A 17,783-nucleotide genomic window follows, 5' to 3' on the forward strand; every position below is an offset into this window, starting at 1 on the left:
AATTTTGTCAAACATCGCCAAACATTGTCAAATAGCTTATTAATATCTCGATATTATTTACGCTGCTTTCCTTGTTTGACGGCAATTTATCTCATTTTTATCACCATTTTTAAAAAGACGACACGACCTAAAAGATAGCAACGTTGTAAAAATAATACGCAGACCAAAGTATGATAAAGGCAAAAATATGAAAGTATTGGGTTTAGAGACTTCTTGTGATGAGACAGGTCTGGCGATTTTTGACAGTGAGCAGATGAATAGTGACAATCAAGGGCTGGTTGGACAAGTTCTGTATTCACAAATAGAGCTGCACGCACTATATGGCGGCGTTGTGCCTGAGCTTGCCAGCCGCGATCATATTCGTAAGTTGGTGCCTTTGCTTAATGAGTTGTTAGAGCAGTGCAATGTAAAGAAAAATGAGATTGATGCCATTGCTTATACTAAGGGACCTGGACTCATTGGCGCTCTGATGACGGGCGCATTATTTGGGCGCAGTTTGGCGTATGGTTTGGATATACCAGCGATTGGTATCCATCATATGGAAGGGCATTTGCTCGCACCGCTGATGGGTGCTAGTCCACCCGCCTTTCCGTTTGTTTCATTACTAGTTTCGGGTGGACATACATTGCTTATTGCTGCACGTGGGGTTGGGCAATATGAGATATTGGGTGAGTCGATCGATGATGCCGCAGGTGAATGCTTTGATAAAGCTGCCAAAATGCTAGGCTTGCCGTATCCGGGTGGCCCTAATATTGCCAAATTGGCTGAAACAGGCAACCCAACTGCTTACAATTTGCCAAGACCGATGCTACATCGCGGATTAGATTTTTCTTTTAGCGGTATGAAAACCGCCGTGCATAACCTGATTAAAGACACCGATGGTTCAGGTGGCTCAGGGAATAATGCGGATAGCGATCCGCAAGTTCGCGCCGATATCGCCGCCAGCTTTCAGCATGCAGTCGTCGATACGCTGGTGAGAAAGTGCGTGAAAGCACTTAAGCAAGTAGAGATGAGTCGATTGGTGATTGCGGGCGGTGTCAGTGCCAACACTCATTTGCGTGAAACTTTGGAGAGCGAGCTTGCTAAGATAAATGCCACTGTGCATTATGCGCCGCCTGCATTATGTACTGATAATGGGGCGATGATTGCTTATGCTGGTTATGAGCGCTTGCAGGCAGGGCAGTCTGATGATTTAGCGGTGAGCTGTGTGCCGCGTTGGCCGATGACTGAGCTACCAGCATTGTAAGACGGCTTTGCTCAATACTAATACTATCTCCGTTAACCTTTATTAACCTAAGGATAAACTATGCAGTGGCTTGCTATTGGACTAGGGGCTGCCATTGGGGCTTGCCTGCGGGCATGGTTGGCTCGCTTTAATCCGCTGCACCACTGGATACCCCTTGGGACGCTTGGTGCCAATGTATTGGGTGGACTATTAATAGGGTTGGCACTGGTGTGGTTTGAGCGCGTGGGCAGCAGTTTATCGCCCAATATCCGACTATTTGTGATTACTGGATTTTTGGGCGGATTGACCACCTTTAGTACTTTTAGTGCAGAAGTTTTTACCTTTATCAACGCTGGTAAATTATTAGCAGGTTTGGGATTGGTCGGACTACATCTGGGACTGACGTTACTAGCAACGGCTATCGGATTTTACTTCTTTAAGTTGGTTTTGTAGCCGTTGATAGATATTAATCGTTTAATGGTCTGATATAAGTAGTTCCTTTATTGCAGTCTGTTTTAGGTGGTCTATTAATAGGCTTTAATGGCAAAGTAACTGGTTCGTTTGGGGGTATACATATAGAGGTCTTCATAGATTGAATGATCTCTAGTTACACAGAATTTGTGAAAGTATCAAGGTTTACTTTTCTATCTTAATTAACTTGCCGCCTTTAAAGTAGAGGGAGTGAGTGCTGCTATACATCCATCGTTCTAACGTTCCTGACGCGTCAATAGTTGTCCTTACATCTTTAGGTCTACCCCAGTTGGTATCACTCAAAACTTGTTTATGAGACATACCAATTCTGGCGACTGGTTTCTTATTTAACTGGCGCTCCCATTCTCTCTCTATATCTTTATAATAAGTTACTTTTGTTTTTTTAGTGAACTTATCAAAATTACTACTAGGTGTAACGTTTGTGAGTAAGACTTGTCCACCTCGGTCCTTGTAAACATACATATTCCCTGAAGTACGTTTTAAGCGATCGGCATCATCTAAATCATCTTGAGCAATTTTCATATCTCCTGCAGCTTGAGCTTCTTTTATATCTGCCTCAGCTTGAGCTATAGCTTAGGCTGTTGCTGGCGAATGAACAAATACTGGTACAGACTCAGATATTCCTTTTGATGCGATCTTATATGGATGCGCACTTTCACCATTACTGTACATAACCTCAAGATTGTATTGGGACTTAATATGGCCTTGTTTAGCTGCCTGTTTAAACCATTCAACTGCCTTAGCATTATTCTTTTGGACGCCTTTACCCTTATAGTACATTACTGCAAGGTTATATTGAGCAGAAGCATTGCCTTGATTAGCTAATCTTAAGTTTTGTCTAAAGTTCATAGCTATCGCTGACACAGAAAACATCGCTGCTACCAGAAAAATCGTTGTCTTGCTTATGAATGAGCTTTTAAACAGTGACATGGCTTATCTCTAGTAAGTTCTCTTTAGTACGATGTTTTTGCGTTAATGTCATAGTATCTACATGCTGATATTTATTCTACTAGTAAAATGGGGCAATATCCTAGGTCATCTAAAATGATCAATATAGAAAACATGGTCTGTATGTAGTAAGTAGCTACTCAATCTCTTATAGTTTATTAATAGAGTCTCTTTTCTGAGAACCTATCTTAGCTCCATAAATGATGAAGTGTACTAACCATGAAAATATTAGATATGGAGCAGCAAATATTAAGAATAATCCGAAACCATCAATAATACGAATGAAAGTATAATTCTTAAAATACGACTTACCCTCCACCGCTATATTATTGAATGCCAACTCATCTTCTAAATTAATAAATTCTATGCTCCCCTCTGTCAGAGTGTCAGACCGAACTTTGTCGCCATCACAGCTTATGCTCTTGTCGGGGAAAATAAGACAGTCCATTGATTCTAATATTTTACCGTCTACTACATTACTTACGTCTATCATATCACCGCTAATATGCTGCAAATAAACCTTTATTGGGTAATTGATATTATACAACCCTAAAAATTTGTCAAAAGAACCAACATGATATCTTAAGTAACGGTCAGATGGATGATAGGAAGAGTTTACCATTGGAGAGCAAAAATCCTCACTCACACTACATTGCACAAATTGCCCTTTCCGATGAAAAATACCTTCTTGTCCTAGGTAAAGACTAAAAGCTAAAGTTGGAATAGCTAATACTATTGATAACCGAATATACTGTTTTTGATTCAAATCAACCTCGTGGACATTGTTTTTTTAATTTTGAGTATTTAGTAGTAGTTGTTCTAACCCATCTTTTTAAAATCAATCTAAAACCCTGATATTTAAAATAATTAATTATGATAGATTCTGGTTTTTCAATCGCATTATTAAATTCTGAGACTAATATAGGACTATTTGGATCTTTCCTAATTTCTAGGAAGCTTTTCTTATCTAAATCTAATCTCTTAGCTTCATTATAGAATTTAGCAGCGATATCCTTAATTTGTAACGCTATAGTTCTTTCGTTGCTAGCTAATCCACTAAACGATATGGCACTTCTGCAAAGTTGACGAGTAACCAATTTAAGTTCTTCCAACTTAGCCGTGTTATCGTTTTCTGTTGGTTTCATCATCTCACTATCTAGATGAGAAAGATTATCCCTATATTCCCCTAAAAGAATTAATATTTTTGCGGCCTCATTCGACATTATTTCACTACGTTTTTGACTTCTCCATTGGAAAGATATAAATAAAGCAATTAATCCTGTGAAGAAGGGCGCAATAGCTCCCCAATCACAACTACCAAAATTCATCTATGAAGTCCTTATATGTGCAACTGATTAAAAAAGTATCACCACCCAACCTACACTAACTCTCGGAAGTTTAATCAACATTAACCCAGCCTACACCTATCCCTACAACGGCTTCACAATCCCTTCCAACAAACTCGCAAACCCTTGCATATACGCGGTATCTTGACTTGAGGTACGCGTCGCTGCATACAGCTGACAATGTACGCCACTACCTAACGGACGCGAGACCACCCAGCCCTTTTTCTCATATTCAGCGACCACCCAATCAGGTAATGCCGCTACGCCGCGCTCACTGGCGACCAATTGAATCAGCATTGCTGTCAATTCAGTCGTACGAATACTCGCAAAACTTACCTCTGCAGGCGTCATAAAGTTGGCGATAATGTCGAGACGCTTAGCTTCCACCGGATAAGCAATCAAGGTTTCATCAGTCAAATCACTGGGCTCAATAAACTCTTGCGCGGCTAAATCATGCGTTGGCGATAACACCAAGCGACTCTCATACTCGAATAGGGGCTGATAGCTGATACCGTCTATCGGTAAGTCACTGGTGGTAATCAACAAATCAATATCACCTTCCATCAATAAATGATGTGGCTCAGGCTCAAAACCCGTTGCAAAATCCAGCTCAACATCCGACCATTCACGGCGGTAATGATTGAGTATCGGCATCAGCCAATCAAAGCAACTATGACATTCAGAGGCTAGGCGTAATCTGCCTGCTTGACCATGAGCTAAGCGTTTAAGATTAGATTTGGTACGGGTGACTTGCGGCATGATGCTGTCTGCCAATGCCAGTACTGTCTTGCCAGCTGGGGTAAAGGTGAGGGGACGTGTGCGGCGATTGACCAAGCTAATATCGTAGTAATTCTCTAGCTCTTTTAGCTGATGCGACACTGCAGAGGCGGTGACGTGCAGCTCATCGGCAGCCGCAGCCAATGAGCCATGCGCTCGTAATGCCGTTAAAGTGTTGAGATGACGAAGCTCTAACATAAGACAACCTGATCACTGAGGTGAGAAAAATTCATTATAACTAATGTAGCAGTGAATTCCACTCAAATGCTATTATTAAAAGTTTCTTATTAATAGATTGTTAATAACTAGCGCCGACGTAATAGCAGCTGCGAGATAACGACCAATACCAAAGAAGCGACTAGCAATAACGTACCAATGGCGTTGACTTCCGGCTTAAGTCCTACTCGTACCATTGAATAAATTCGTAGTGGTAAAATCTCATAACTAGGCCCCGTGACAAAGGTAGAAACCACCACATCATCGAGTGATAAGGTAAAGGCGAGCAACCAACCTGCCATCACTGCGGGCAGAATGACAGGAATGAGCACGGTACGCACCATCGTTGATTCATTGGCGCCCAAGTCGCGTGCGGCTTCCATCAAGCGTTCATCCAGACTGCTCAATCGTGCAAACACCGTGATGACTACAAACGGTAAGCAAAAAGTAATGTGCGCGAGTAACAGCGAGACGAACCCTAATTGCAACCCTATTAATAAGAATAATGCCAATAATGAAATAGCGAGTACAATTTCAGGCGACATCATCAATACAAATAACAACCCATTTAATAAGCCTTTACCGCGAAAGTTATATCGATGTAGCGCGAGGGCGGTCAATGTTCCTATCAAAGTTGAGACGGTGGCTGCGACCAATCCTAATACAATAGAATGCCAAAAAGCATCGAGCATCGCTTGGTTATTCAACAGCGACTCATACCACTTTAAGCTAAAGCCGCCCCAGTTATAGCCAACTTTTGACTTATTAAAGGACATGACGACTAAGACGATAATTGGCAAATACAGCATGGTATAAATGAGGCTAAGATAGCCTTTAGCCGCGATACTGCCAATCTTAATAGACGATCTTTTTTTAGTTGCCGAGCTATTCAGTTGATGATTCAGTGAACTATCAGACATTAGGCCACCTCATTAAAGTCGGTCTTGCCAATGCGGCGACTACTGGCACGGTAGGCGAGTAATAGTACTGCCATTGCTAGTGTTAATAACACGCTGGCAGCTGCGCCAAATGGCCAGTCACGCGCATCCAAGAATTGGTTTTTGATGATATTGCCGACCAATAAATTGCGTGAACCACCCAAAATATCTGCCACATAAAACATACCCATCGCAGGCAGCAGCACCAATAATACCCCTGAGATAATGCCAGGCGTCGTCAATGGTAATATGATATGCCAAAAAGTCTGGGTCTTTGATGCGCCCAAATCCTGTGAAGCGAGTAGCATGTCATTGCGCAAATCGGTAAATACTGCGTATAACGGCAACACCATAAATGGGAACAATAAGTACGTCAAACCAGCAATCACCGCCACTTGCGTGTATAAAATATCAATCGGGGCATCGATGAGACCGATTGCCAGCAGCGATTTATTAATCAAACCATTATTGGCAAACAGTAACTTGAGTGCATAAGTACGCACAAGCGAGTTGGTCCAAAATGGTAGGATTAACAGCATCATGAGTAGCGGCTGCCAACGGGTTTTGGCTTTGGCTATCAGCCATGCAAAAGGGTAGCCAAGTAACAAGCAGATGATGGTTGTGATGCCTGCCATCCATAATGAATGAATAAATACGCCAAAATATAGCGGATCAATCATGCGTATATAGCTGTCGATGCTGACAGGCAAGCTAATAAAAGCACTGCTATCGCGGGTCAAAAAACTGACAGCGATGACTAAGATATTTGGCAATAGGGCAAATATCAATAACCAACCCCAAATCAGCCAGAGCGTTACGGTACGAAAAGGACTTTTGCTGCCTAAGCTATGACCTGCCATCAGCTAATATCCTTTTGAGCAGCTAAGCTGGTAGCTTGATGATTGGCTTCATCATCAAGCGTACCGTCTTCTGGTAGTACCCACTCCCAGCCATCGACCCATGATACTTTGACACCTTCATATAACTTGTAATCAAAGCTTGGATCATCCTCATCAAAGAATTCAGAAGCCTTAATAATGTGACCGTTTGCTAATTCAATAATCGAATCTAAGGTGCTACCTTTATAGTTGCTTTCAATCACTCGCCCGAGTAAGCCACCATGTTCTTTATCATTGGGGTCATAAATTCGCAAATCTTCAGGACGTAGCAATAAATTAACGATATCGCCCACTTGTACATCGTTAGCAAAATCAGGACGGCGTAAATTGCGTAAGGTGGTCGGACCGTCTTGTGCTTGTGCTTCACAAACTTCGACTTCGATACGGCCATTGGTCACGCGACCGTCGCGATCTGGTTGCTCAGGATAAACGCCTCTGACTTCCGCTTTAAACAAGTTGGTCTCACCGATAAACTTGGCGGTAAATAAATTCGCCGGCGTTTCATAAATCTCAATAGGCGTGCCGATTTGCTGAAAAGTGCCATCTTTCATCACGGCGATACGATCTGACATCGATAGCGCTTCTTCTTGATCGTGGGTGACAAATACAAAAGTGATGCCAAGCTCTCGTTGCAGCCGTTTAAGCTCAGATTGCATTTGCAAACGCAGTTTATGATCGAGCGCAGATAGGGGCTCATCAAGTAGCAACAGTTTAGGACGATTGATGACGGCTCGTGCAATGGCGACACGCTGCTGCTGACCACCAGACAAGTCTTGTGGTCTGCGATTGGCTAAATGCTCCAGCTGTACCATGGCGAGCATCTCGCGCACGCGGGTTTGGATCTCATCTTTTGGTATTTTTTTGAGCTTAAGCCCGTAAGCAACGTTTTGCGCGACACTCATATGTGGAAACAACGCGTACTGCTGAAATACTGTGTTCACGGGACGTTTATCCGCTGGCAAGCCTGCCATCTGCACGCCGTCTAGATAAATTGCCCCAGCATTTGGCTGCTCAAAACCAGCGATTAAGCGCAGTAAGGTTGTTTTACCGCAGCCTGATGGACCAAGCAGCGTCAAAAATTCACCGTGCTTGATATCAAGATTGATGTCTTTTAATACTTCAGTTTGATCATAGGTTTTTTTTAGACCAGTCAGTTGCAGTAGTACTTTGTCATCTTGAGGTGATGCAGAGGCTCTGTGCATATTTGGCGGTGAATTGGTCATAATATTTATTCCTACGTGTCCGACATCGCAGTACAGCTATTTATTTAGGACACTGTGGTCAAGGTGATTTGATATGGATATAAGCGATGGGTGTAAACCCGATTTGGTCGCCGCGTATTATAACAAACCCTTGATATAAATCAGTGCAAGTTCGTTATAAGTTCTGCGAGCAACACGGTTATGCTGTCAATGGCTGTCAATGGCTGTCAATGGCTGTCAATGGCTGTCAATGGCTGTTGATGCTTGATAGTTCGATGTTGTCTGTTTGATGCTCGGTTTTGGCTAACGCATTTCTGTTTTTCAGTTTCACTTCCAACTTTATAATTCTGTATGATTAGGGCGTGTCCTCAATTCAATCGATTACTTTCTAAATGGGCTAAAAATAGCTAAATTTTGCCAAACATCGTCAAATAGCTTCTTAATATCTTGATATTATGTGCGCTATTTTCCTTGTTTGACGGCAATTTATCTCATTTTTATCACCATTTTTAAAATGAGGACACGCCCTAGCAATAACTGCCATTCTATGACGATATTTAAACAAAATTTTTTATCATTTTTTGGTTTTTATTCCTATACAATCACGGTATGGCAGACAAACATAATGCGCCTGATAGGTTAGTAGCCATTCGCAAATCTATGTTTGAATACATGTGTGGAAAGCTGTTTATAACGCTAATATTATTAATGATAAAGGATGTCTTATGCCTAACGATACACGCCCGAAAACCGGTCAAGAAGCTCTTGCGCTTTTAAAAGAAGGCAATATGCGCTACATAGATAGTTTGACCACTACTGATCCAACAATGCAAAGACGACCTGAACTGGTTAAAGATCAAGATCCATTGGCCATTATTTTGGGTTGCTCGGATGCACGAGTACCAGTTGAGATTGTATTTGATCAAGGCTTGGGTGATTTGTTCGTTATTCGAGTCGCCGGTAATGTCGTCGCGCCTTCACAGATTGGCTCGATTGAGTTTGCGGCCGAAAAGTTCGGTACAAAATTGGTGGTCGTGCTTGGGCACTCACATTGCGGCGCTGTCACGGCTTGTGTTGAGACACTGATCAATCCTGAGAAAAACTATTCGCCCAACTTGCAGTCGATTGTCGATCGCATTCGCCCAAGCGTTTATAACTTGCATGAGCTTGCCACTGCCAATGGTCAAGATGTCGACGCAGACGAGTTGGTCGATCGCTCTATCCGCGCCAACGTCCGTATGTCAGTTAGCCAGCTCAAACATGGCTCGCGGGCATTAGAGGACTTAACCAATAGTGGTCAATTGCTGGTCGTTGGTGCAGAGTATGATTTAGAGACAGGAAAAGTACGTTTCTTAGACAGCTAATTAATCGGTTAAATGAGTAGCATCAAATGTGCGCTCTTACAAAACCCACTCAATGCTTTCGCGATTTTTTATTATGATAAAAGGGTCAAGCGCGTAAAAAATATTCACGCGCTTGCTTTTAAACTCTCTATTTTGTCAATATTAGGATGACTATGTCTACAGCAAATACTGGCTCAGCCACTGATAATAATAACGAATCACTTATCGCCCAGCCAACGAGCAGCGTCAATACCGATGGTGTGCAGCCTATCTCAGTACAGACGACAGGTTTTACTTTTAACCACACCATGCTACGTGTCAAAGATCCTGCCAAGTCGTTGGCGTTTTATACCGGTGTCCTTGGTATGACTTTACTGGCGGTCAAAAAATTCCCTGATATGGGTTTTGATTTATATTTTTTAGCCAAGTTAACCGAAAGCGAGCGCGACAATTTGCCCGCGGGTGATGATTTGGAAATCTTTGCCTTCCGTCAACGCGGCATTTTAGAATTGACCCATAATTATGGTACCGAAACGAAAGCTGACTTTAGTTATCATGATGGTAATGGTGAGCCACAAGGTTTTGGACATATCTGCTTTAGCGTACCTAGTCTCGATGAAGCGGTTGCTTGGTTTGATAAAAATAATGTCGAATTCAAAAAACGTCCAGAAGATGGCAGTATGAAAAACATTGCCTTTATCAAAGATGTTGATGGTTACTGGATTGAAATTGTACAAGCAGATTTAATGGGCTAGCTTGACAGGCTGGTATGTCAATACGTCAGTTAATCTAGGACATGCCCCAGTCAAACAATCAATTAGTCGAGTGAATGGAAGCATAAAGCCAACCAATCAAAGGAGTGACGTCTAGATGCCTACCTCTGAGGCAGAAACGACAGTAAATACCAATATAGCGGCTGAACCAGTGACAACAGATATGCTGACATATCAAAGCATCATTGATTCAGCAAATGAGATAGTGGTTGGCTTTGTTGAACGCATTCCCTATTTTGTCGCATCAATTATTGTTATTCTGATTTTTTGGTTTCTATCGATTGTCTTCAAAAAAGTGGTATACAAACTTTTAGGCAGTCGCAGTCGGCATCAGAACTTGGTTAAAGTGTTTCAGCGAGTAGGCGGCGCACTCATCATTTTTATCGGTTTTATGATTGCTATGGTGATTGCCGTGCCAGGATTTACCCCTGCTAAGCTGATTGGCGCACTCGGTATTGGTTCCGTCGCTATTGGTTTTGCCTTTAAAGATATTTTTCAAAACTTGCTCTCTGGTATTTTGCTGCTGATCTCAGAGCCGTTTCGCATCGGTGATCAGATTGTCTCAGGCGACTATGAAGGGACGGTTGAGGATATTAAGATACGCGCCACGACTATCAAGACGTATGACGGTCGGCAAGTGGTTATTCCCAACTCTGATTTGTATACCTCAGCATTGACTGTCAATACCGCCTATAAGCAGCGCCGTTTGCAAGTGGCTGTTGGTATTGGCTATGAAGATGACATCGAAGCAGCAAAAGCTGAGATTCTGCAAGCGTTAGATAAAGTCGAAAGCGTATCGAAGAAAGCGCAGCCAAGTGTGATTGCCACGGGTTTTGGTGATTCAACGATTGATTTGATGGTACGTTGGTTTATCGAAGATGGCACCCAAGCCAACAAAGTGACCTCGATTCATCAAGTGATCGTAGAGATTAAGAGCGCACTCGATGCAGCAGGTGTCAATATTCCATTCCCGATACGCACGATAGATTTGAGTGATCCATCAGTGACATCGATTGTGAATAAATTGCATGAGCAAAAGGCGATCGATGTTAATAACGGTGTTAATAAAGCTGTGGCAGAGTAATTTGTTTAGCACGTTATTTTAAAGAACGGCTTTTTACACAATATTTTCGAAATAAAAATCCGCCATATCAAATGACATGACGGATTTTTTTACGATATCAATTTATGAGAATTTAGTCAGTTTTGACTTTAAAATCGGTATGACATGATTTACAGCTGGCGCCGACTTCACCAAAGGCTGGTTTGACATCATCGATGCTAGTGGCTGTTTGTGCAGCAGCGTTCAGCTCAGCAGTGACTTTTTGAAAGTTTTCTGCTTCTGCGCGAAAACCATCGGCATTTGACCAAACGGCATCAGTCGCATTGCCAACGGCTTCTTTATTTTCAAAATGACTCCAAGGCGTAGCAGCGTCTTCTGCTAAAAATGCGGCTTGCTCTTTGAATACGGCGGCATCAAAGGTGTCAGGTGCTTTCATCATATCACCCATGACACCCATCGCATCACCATAGCTTTTCATGCTATCTTGGCGGGCTTTTACATCAGGGTCAGTGGCAGTGCTACACGCTGTTAGACCTAGGGCGGCTGCCATCAATGTGATACCAAAGATAGATTTTAATGATTGGTTGGTATGAACCTGTGCCATGTGAATTACTCCTGTAAAATTGGTTAGTAGTAGGCGCGCTTATAAACGCTGGCTTTACATACTGTTTTTAAGTATCTGCCCTTAAAGATTTCTTATAAAAAAACTTCTTCTAAATTAAAAGGTTTCTTTTAAATACTGCTTTTAAATAAAGCGTATTGTTATAAAAATTACCTCATCATCTTTTGGAAACGCATTCGCTTCTAAAGGATTTTTCCAACAATAGTTTTCATTGTAACGGTTATCTGTGCAGTGAACGTAAATTTAGTTGTTATATCATCGTAATTTTTGAGTCAGTGATTTTCGGTCATATAAATTTGCGCCCATATAAATTCGCGCTCATATAAAAAGGTCAGCGTGGATAGCTGACCTTCTTGATACTCTCTAAAGACAAGCTAATAAATACCTTAGCCTTTATTATATTCACACAAACTATAGAGTCAACCAATCGCGTGGTTTTAGATAAAAATCGGTCAATGCAAACTCAGGCGAGCCTTCAGTCGGCTCAAAGCGATAATGCCAGCTGGCAAGCGGCGGCATACTGACTAAGATAGACTCGATACGACCATTGCTTTGTAGTCCAAATAGCGTGCCGCGGTCATAAACAAGGTTGTACTCAACATAGCGACCACGGCGATAAAGTTGAAATTCGCGCTGTGCCTCGGTATAAGGGGTATCTTTACGCTGTTCAAAGATGGGCATGATACCGTCAAGATAACCGTTGCCGACCGCCTTCATAAAATTAAAACAGGTTTCAAAGTCCCAGCCGCGACTTTCTGTATTGACATCATCATAAAATAAGCCACCGATACCGCGCTGCTCATCACGATGACGCAGGTGAAAATACTCATCACACCATTGCTTGAAATCAGGGTAGACGCTGTCGCCAAAAGGCGCGCACAGATCATGACAGACTTGATGCCAATGCACGCAATCAGCGAGTACAGGATAAAACGGCGTCAAATCAAAACCACCACCAAACCACCAGATAGGGTCTTCGCCCTCAGCTTCAGCAACGAACAAACGCACATTGGCATGGCTGGTTGGGACGTTCGGGTTTTTGGGATGGACAACCAATGAGACACCCATAGCTTGGGCTTTACGACCAGCGATATGGGGATGGCGTGCAGTGGCTGAAGCAGGCAAGTTATGCACGTGAATATGACTGAACATCACACCTGCTTTTTCAATCACCTCACCATCTGCTAGGACACACGAGCGACCGCCGCCGCCTTCAGGACGTTCCCAGTCATCAGGAATAAAGACCGCCGACGTTTGGCTATCACTGCTGCCATCGCGCTCTTGCGCTTCTAAGGCTTGACAGATACGAGCCTGCAAATCGACCAAAAATTCACGCACACGCATGATGTCGTTATTGGCTGGCACTGTTAAGTTTGCCGCTGGCAGATTTGGAAGGTTATCACTATTTGGAATACTCATAAAATATCTATTTATTTAGTGTATTGATGTCTATTTATTAAGATGTAACGCGGTATTGAAATCTTTATCTAATAAATGACCCATGCGGTCGCGCTTGGTCGCCAAATATTCAGCATTCATATCATTTACCCCAACCAATAAAGGCACGCGTTCCACGACATTAATACCGTGCTCGGTTAGATAAGCCACTTTGTCTGGATTATTGGTGATGAGTCTGACGGCGTCAACACCGATATGAGCGAGCATCGGCCCGCACATATCATAAATACGTGCATCAGCGGGTAAGCCCAACATGAGGTTGGCATCTAAAGTATCATGACCTTGGTCTTGCAGGGCGTAAGCGCGAATCTTATTGGTCAGACCAATACCGCGACCTTCTTGGCGCAAGTATAATATCGCCCCGCAGCCAGTCTCTTGTATTGCTTGCATCGCCGTGTTGAGCTGCGGTCCACAGTCACATTTTAATGAGCTAAAAGCATCGCCCGTCAAGCATTCTGAATGAATGCGAATCAATGGAATGGTTTTTTCTGCTCGCGTGGCGTCCGTTTGACTCGGTGAGTTGTCCGCCGTATGTTGATTGACGACAGGCAGACCGACAGTCAGCATCACATGCTCTTGACCTTCGTCGTTTTCAAAGATATGAATATCAAACTCGCCGTGACGAGTAGGTAGTTTGGCACTGGTAATAAATTGATATGACATTAATGTCCTGCATAAGCCGATAAGCGTGGCGGTAGAGGGTCTTTTTTAACCATATTAAAACAGCGATGACATCCTAGCTGCATGATGAAAGTAGGATAATGCCAGTATAATTCATTCGTAAAGAGTGCATGCTGATTGTCTTTATTATAAAAACACACAAAGTTCACAAACGACGCACGATGATTAAAGCGACAATTAAAAATAAATGCTATTATGCCATACTATTTTGACGGATACAGTGACAAGTCTTTGCCCTTACATTACTATGTCGTCACTAACATCCGATATTGATGCACAATAATAAGGCATAATATTATCCCTTGTTATGAAAGCGCCAAAGCAAAGCTCCATCGCTGTCTATGACGGCAGCGTATGTGCTATTCGGTGCAGCGCCGCTCTTTATATGTTTATATAAAGACATAGAGGCTGCCTGAATAAATTTATGAACAGTTATATGGTCGATTACACCAATAATGGTGTAGATATTATTGACGTCACTTAGGTAGCATTATGCACTAAGAGGCTGTCTTGTCAGCAGATTGGTAGGTATCGTACGGTTTATGCAGCAGTCACCTCATTCCCCACAGTCTCAGTCCGTATCTATGCCAGCTGTCGATTCTGCTGCCCAGCTGTCGAATTTACAGCAGACTTATACTGTGATTCCACGCGTCCGTCCTGATACGCCTTTGCTGGATAGCATTGCAGCGCCAGCTGATCTTAATACTCTGACAACTGCTCAACTTATCACGTTGGCTGATGAGCTGCGGCTATTTCTATTGTATTCAGCAGGTCAAAGCGGTGGGCATTTTGGTGCTAATTTGGGCGTGGTTGAATTGACCATTGCGCTGCATTACCTACTAGATACGCCGCAAGATCAAATCGTTTGGGACGTGGGTCATCAAGCCTATGCTCATAAAGTATTGACGGGTCGCCGTGATCAGTTGGCGACGATTCGCTCAAAAGATGGTTTGACTGCTTTTCCTGAGCGTGCAGAATCCGTTTACGATACCTTTGGCGTTGGTCATTCATCGACGTCAATCTCAGCTGGTCTAGGCATGAGCTTAGCACTGCGTTATCAAGGTCGCGCGCAAACCGTTGCTTGTATCATTGGTGATGGTGCAATGACCGGTGGTATGGCGTTTGAAGCGATGAATGATGCGGTGCAACAAGATGCGGATTTATTGGTCATTTTAAATGACAATGACATGTCGATCTCTTGTTCTATCGGTGGTTTTTCACGGCATTTAGCGATGCTATGGGAGTCAGGATATCAGGTTGATATCTCTGATGCAGGCGAGCCAGTACTATGCCAACGCCCTGATATGCAAGGCTTTGATCGCCGTAAGCGTCACAAAGAGATGCGTGATGTGCCGCAGTTAGAAGACAATTTATTTAAAGCGATTGGTTTTACCTACTTTGGTCCGTTTGATGGACACAATATCCCTGAGCTACTGCGGGTATTGTCACTTGCCAAGCAGATAACAGGGCCTGTTTTAATCCATATTTATACCACCAAAGGCAAAGGTTTTGCCCCAGCTGAGTTAGATCCCGTCGGCTATCATGCTATCAGCAAGCTCCCTGTCGAAATCAAGAATGATACTCAGGCTGTCGCCACAGAAAAATCACTGCCCAACACCAAACCTGCGTTAAAATACTCGCAAGTATTTGGGCAATTTTTATGTGATAAGGCTGCTGATGACGATAAGCTGCTTGCCGTCACACCTGCTATGGAAGAAGGCTCGGGGATGATTGATTTTGCCCGTCAATTTCCGGAGCGGTTTTTTGATGTGGCGATTGCTGAGCAACATGCAGTCACACTGGCTGCTGGTATGGCAACCCAAGGCGTAAAACCAATCGTGGCAATTTATTCGACGTTTTTGCAACGTGGCTATGATCAGCTGATTCATGATGTGGCTTTGCAAAATTTAGACGTCACGTTCGCTATTGATCGAGCAGGTTTAGTCGGTGAAGACGGTGCAACGCATGCAGGCGTATTCGATTTTGCCTTTTTACGCTGCGTGCCCAATATGCTGATCGCCGCGCCAAAAGACGAAAACGAATGCTACCATTTGCTTAATACGTGCTATGAATATCAAGGCTGCACGGCAGTACGCTATCCGCGCGGTGTCGGTACTGGCGCAGTTATCGCATCGCCAGCACAGACTTATAACGTTGGCGAGGCAGTGATAGAGTCGGTATTAGGTAGTGAGGATGCGCCTAAAAAGCTGGCGCTACTCGCATTTGGCACCATGGTTGCGACGGCTCAGCAAGCGGCAGAAAGCCTAATTGACAATGATATAGCATCAGACTGTCAGGTACATGTCATTAATATGCGCTGGGTAAAACCTTTAGACACGGCATTATTAGAAAAGTTATTAGAGCAAGGTATTACACACATTGCGACTTTGGAAGAGCACATGATTATGGGCGGCGCGGGCAGTGCGGTAAATGAGTATTTGCTTAACGAATCGCCAGCCTTTAAAAACAACCATCCTGCCGTTATTAATATCGGCATTCCAGATCGCTTTGTCGCCCATGGCTCACAAGCAGAGCAAATGGCTGATTGTGGTTTAGATGTTAATGGTGTGGTAAGGCAGCTTGAAAAGCTTCTGTCGTAAGTTATACCTTTGAACGTTTTTAAGTTTTTAAACTGTCATTTGGACAGAGTATTGGTTAAATAGATAAAAGCTCGATCGATAGAGCGAACGCCTACTTAGTCGTAGGTGCTGACTTTTTTACAACTTACGCAGTTTGTGATGACCACCAAAATTTGGGTTGGTTTGGCGAACGTCATGGTTTTTTTCGTTTTTTATCGAACAATTTTAGTATAATGCGATCATCGCTTTTAAATGGCGCATTTTTTTAATCGTATAAATACAGTGTGATGCAGCGGCTGATTGGCATGTTGTGGGCACAGAGTTCGTCTTATTTTTGACATTCATTCATCAAGCAAATAGGTTATTTATGGAACCCATGGTCGTCATCGCAGCACGTACTGCTGAAAAAGTTGGTAAAGAGATTTTATATGCGCATCAAAACCGCCATAAAATCGAGTTGGATATTGAGTCAAAAGGGCTTGATGGATTGGTTACGCGTATTGATCGTTTTAGCGAAGAGCTGACGATTGAAACCCTAAAAGCCAGCTATCCAAATCACTCGTACTTGGGTGAAGAGTTTGGTATGCAAGAAGGTCGCGGTGAAGATGCGGACTGGTGCTGGATTATTGATCCGCTAGATGGTACCAAAAACTTCGTACATGGTGTGCCGCAGTTTTGTGTGTCTATCGCAGTACAGCATAAAGGCGTGACCCAACATGGCGTGATCTATGACCCTGTCCGTGATGAGATGTTCTCTGCTAGCCGTGGTAAAGGCGCGCGCTTGAACAATCGCCGCATGCAAGTGAGCGAGCGCAAAACGATTGATGGTGGTCTATTTACGACTGGTCATCCGCTTGAGCGTAAACGCAATGGCGAAGTCATCTCTTATGCCAAGCAGCATTTTGAAAGCTTGCAAAAAATCTCTGAAGCGGGCGGTCAAGTTCGTCGTTTAGGCTCTGCTGCGCTTGATTTATGTTATGTCGCTGCTGGTCGTTTTGATGGTTATTTTGAGATGTCTATTAAGCCGTGGGATATCGCGGCAGGTGAGCTTATCGTGACCGAAGCACGTGGCGTGGTGGTTGACCATACAGGTGCACACAACTCAATGACTTCAGGCTCTATTTTCGCCTGTAACATTAAGTTATTGAAGCCATTGATGCAAGTGGTTGTTCCAACGTGGGGTGACGCATTTTAAGCACCACTTAAGCATAATTATTAAGA

Annotated in this window: 17 protein-coding genes and 1 pseudogene; 7 read left to right on the plus strand and 11 right to left on the minus strand. The window is 43.2% G+C overall.

Features of this window, described 5'->3' with window-relative positions; genetic code table 11:
- Positions 1-187: 187 nt before the first annotated feature.
- Entirely contained in the window at positions 188-1,246 is a 1,059-nt protein-coding gene (tsaD, locus tag I3257_RS08715) for a tRNA (adenosine(37)-N6)-threonylcarbamoyltransferase complex transferase subunit TsaD (protein WP_238049458.1), read from the plus strand.
- 60 nt (positions 1,247-1,306) lie between these two features.
- The gene (locus I3257_RS08720) at positions 1,307-1,678 is read left to right on the plus strand and encodes a CrcB family protein (RefSeq protein WP_201577751.1); all 372 of its coding nucleotides are present in this window, start codon (positions 1,307-1,309) and stop codon (positions 1,676-1,678) included.
- Positions 1,679-2,071: 393 nt separating this feature from the next.
- Here the strand turns inward: I3257_RS08720 and I3257_RS08725 are convergent.
- From I3257_RS08725 to potA, 8 genes and pseudogenes are all read right to left on the minus strand, one after another.
- Positions 2,072-2,188: pseudogene (locus I3257_RS08725) on the minus strand (lytic transglycosylase domain-containing protein); the annotation flags it as partial.
- Positions 2,189-2,290: 102 nt separating this feature from the next.
- Entirely contained in the window at positions 2,291-2,647 is a 357-nt protein-coding gene (locus tag I3257_RS14210; protein ID WP_275950088.1) for a tetratricopeptide repeat protein, read from the minus strand.
- 166 nt (positions 2,648-2,813) lie between these two features.
- The gene (locus tag I3257_RS08735; RefSeq protein WP_238049460.1) at positions 2,814-3,431 is read right to left on the minus strand and encodes a hypothetical protein; all 618 of its coding nucleotides are present in this window, start codon (positions 3,429-3,431) and stop codon (positions 2,814-2,816) included.
- A gap of 1 nt (position 3,432) precedes the next feature.
- On the minus strand, positions 3,433-3,993 hold the full coding sequence (locus I3257_RS08740; protein WP_238049461.1) for a hypothetical protein: 561 nt from the start codon (positions 3,991-3,993) through the stop codon (positions 3,433-3,435).
- Between the two features lie 102 nt (positions 3,994-4,095).
- Positions 4,096-4,986 (minus strand): LysR family transcriptional regulator, encoded by an 891-nt coding sequence (locus tag I3257_RS08745; RefSeq protein WP_238049462.1) that lies wholly within the window; start codon positions 4,984-4,986, stop codon positions 4,096-4,098.
- A gap of 107 nt (positions 4,987-5,093) precedes the next feature.
- Positions 5,094-5,924, minus strand: coding sequence for a spermidine/putrescine ABC transporter permease PotC (potC, locus tag I3257_RS08750; protein WP_238049463.1), 831 nt, complete (start codon positions 5,922-5,924; stop codon positions 5,094-5,096).
- The gene (gene potB / locus I3257_RS08755; RefSeq protein ID WP_238049464.1) at positions 5,924-6,802 is read right to left on the minus strand and encodes a spermidine/putrescine ABC transporter permease PotB; all 879 of its coding nucleotides are present in this window, start codon (positions 6,800-6,802) and stop codon (positions 5,924-5,926) included. The genes potC and potB overlap by 1 nt, the downstream gene beginning before the upstream one ends.
- Positions 6,802-8,064: a spermidine/putrescine ABC transporter ATP-binding protein PotA gene (potA, locus tag I3257_RS08760; protein WP_346014812.1), complete on the minus strand. Its 1,263-nt coding sequence runs from the start codon at positions 8,062-8,064 to the stop codon at positions 6,802-6,804. The genes potB and potA overlap by 1 nt, the downstream gene beginning before the upstream one ends.
- Before the next feature lie 704 nt (positions 8,065-8,768).
- Here potA and I3257_RS08765 point away from each other — a divergent pair.
- The 3 genes from I3257_RS08765 to I3257_RS08775 all read left to right on the plus strand — a co-directional run bounded on the left by I3257_RS08765 (position 8,769) and on the right by I3257_RS08775 (position 11,243).
- Positions 8,769-9,407 carry a carbonic anhydrase gene (locus I3257_RS08765; RefSeq protein WP_045443399.1) on the plus strand — a complete coding sequence of 213 codons (639 nt, stop codon included), beginning with the start codon at positions 8,769-8,771 and terminating at the stop codon, positions 9,405-9,407.
- Positions 9,408-9,559: 152 nt separating this feature from the next.
- Positions 9,560-10,141: a lactoylglutathione lyase gene (gene gloA / locus I3257_RS08770; RefSeq protein WP_087814567.1), complete on the plus strand. Its 582-nt coding sequence runs from the start codon at positions 9,560-9,562 to the stop codon at positions 10,139-10,141.
- Positions 10,142-10,256: 115 nt separating this feature from the next.
- Positions 10,257-11,243: a mechanosensitive ion channel domain-containing protein gene (locus I3257_RS08775; RefSeq protein WP_238049465.1), complete on the plus strand. Its 987-nt coding sequence runs from the start codon at positions 10,257-10,259 to the stop codon at positions 11,241-11,243.
- A 112-nt stretch (positions 11,244-11,355) separates the two neighbouring features.
- Here the strand turns inward: I3257_RS08775 and I3257_RS08780 are convergent, their stop codons facing one another.
- From I3257_RS08780 to ribA, 3 genes are all read right to left on the minus strand, one after another.
- A complete protein-coding gene (locus I3257_RS08780) occupies positions 11,356-11,826 on the minus strand; it encodes a cytochrome c (RefSeq protein WP_045443409.1) in 471 nt (156 codons plus the stop codon).
- Positions 11,827-12,255: 429 nt separating this feature from the next.
- Entirely contained in the window at positions 12,256-13,263 is a 1,008-nt protein-coding gene (hemF, locus tag I3257_RS08785; RefSeq protein ID WP_238049466.1) for an oxygen-dependent coproporphyrinogen oxidase, read from the minus strand.
- A 30-nt stretch (positions 13,264-13,293) separates the two neighbouring features.
- On the minus strand, positions 13,294-13,965 hold the full coding sequence (gene ribA / locus I3257_RS08790; RefSeq protein WP_238049467.1) for a GTP cyclohydrolase II: 672 nt from the start codon (positions 13,963-13,965) through the stop codon (positions 13,294-13,296).
- Between the two features lie 560 nt (positions 13,966-14,525).
- On the opposite strand from ribA, the gene dxs reads away from it, so the two are divergent.
- Positions 14,526-16,583: a 1-deoxy-D-xylulose-5-phosphate synthase gene (dxs, locus tag I3257_RS08795; protein WP_087814571.1), complete on the plus strand. Its 2,058-nt coding sequence runs from the start codon at positions 14,526-14,528 to the stop codon at positions 16,581-16,583.
- Positions 16,584-16,929: 346 nt separating this feature from the next.
- The gene (locus I3257_RS08800) at positions 16,930-17,757 is read left to right on the plus strand and encodes an inositol monophosphatase family protein (RefSeq protein ID WP_045452546.1); all 828 of its coding nucleotides are present in this window, start codon (positions 16,930-16,932) and stop codon (positions 17,755-17,757) included.
- Positions 17,758-17,783: the final 26 nt, after the last annotated feature.

Origin of the sequence: Psychrobacter sp. Ps7 (assembly GCF_022129225.1) — a bacterium.
GTDB classification, from domain to species: domain Bacteria; phylum Pseudomonadota; class Gammaproteobacteria; order Pseudomonadales; family Moraxellaceae; genus Psychrobacter; species Psychrobacter immobilis_A.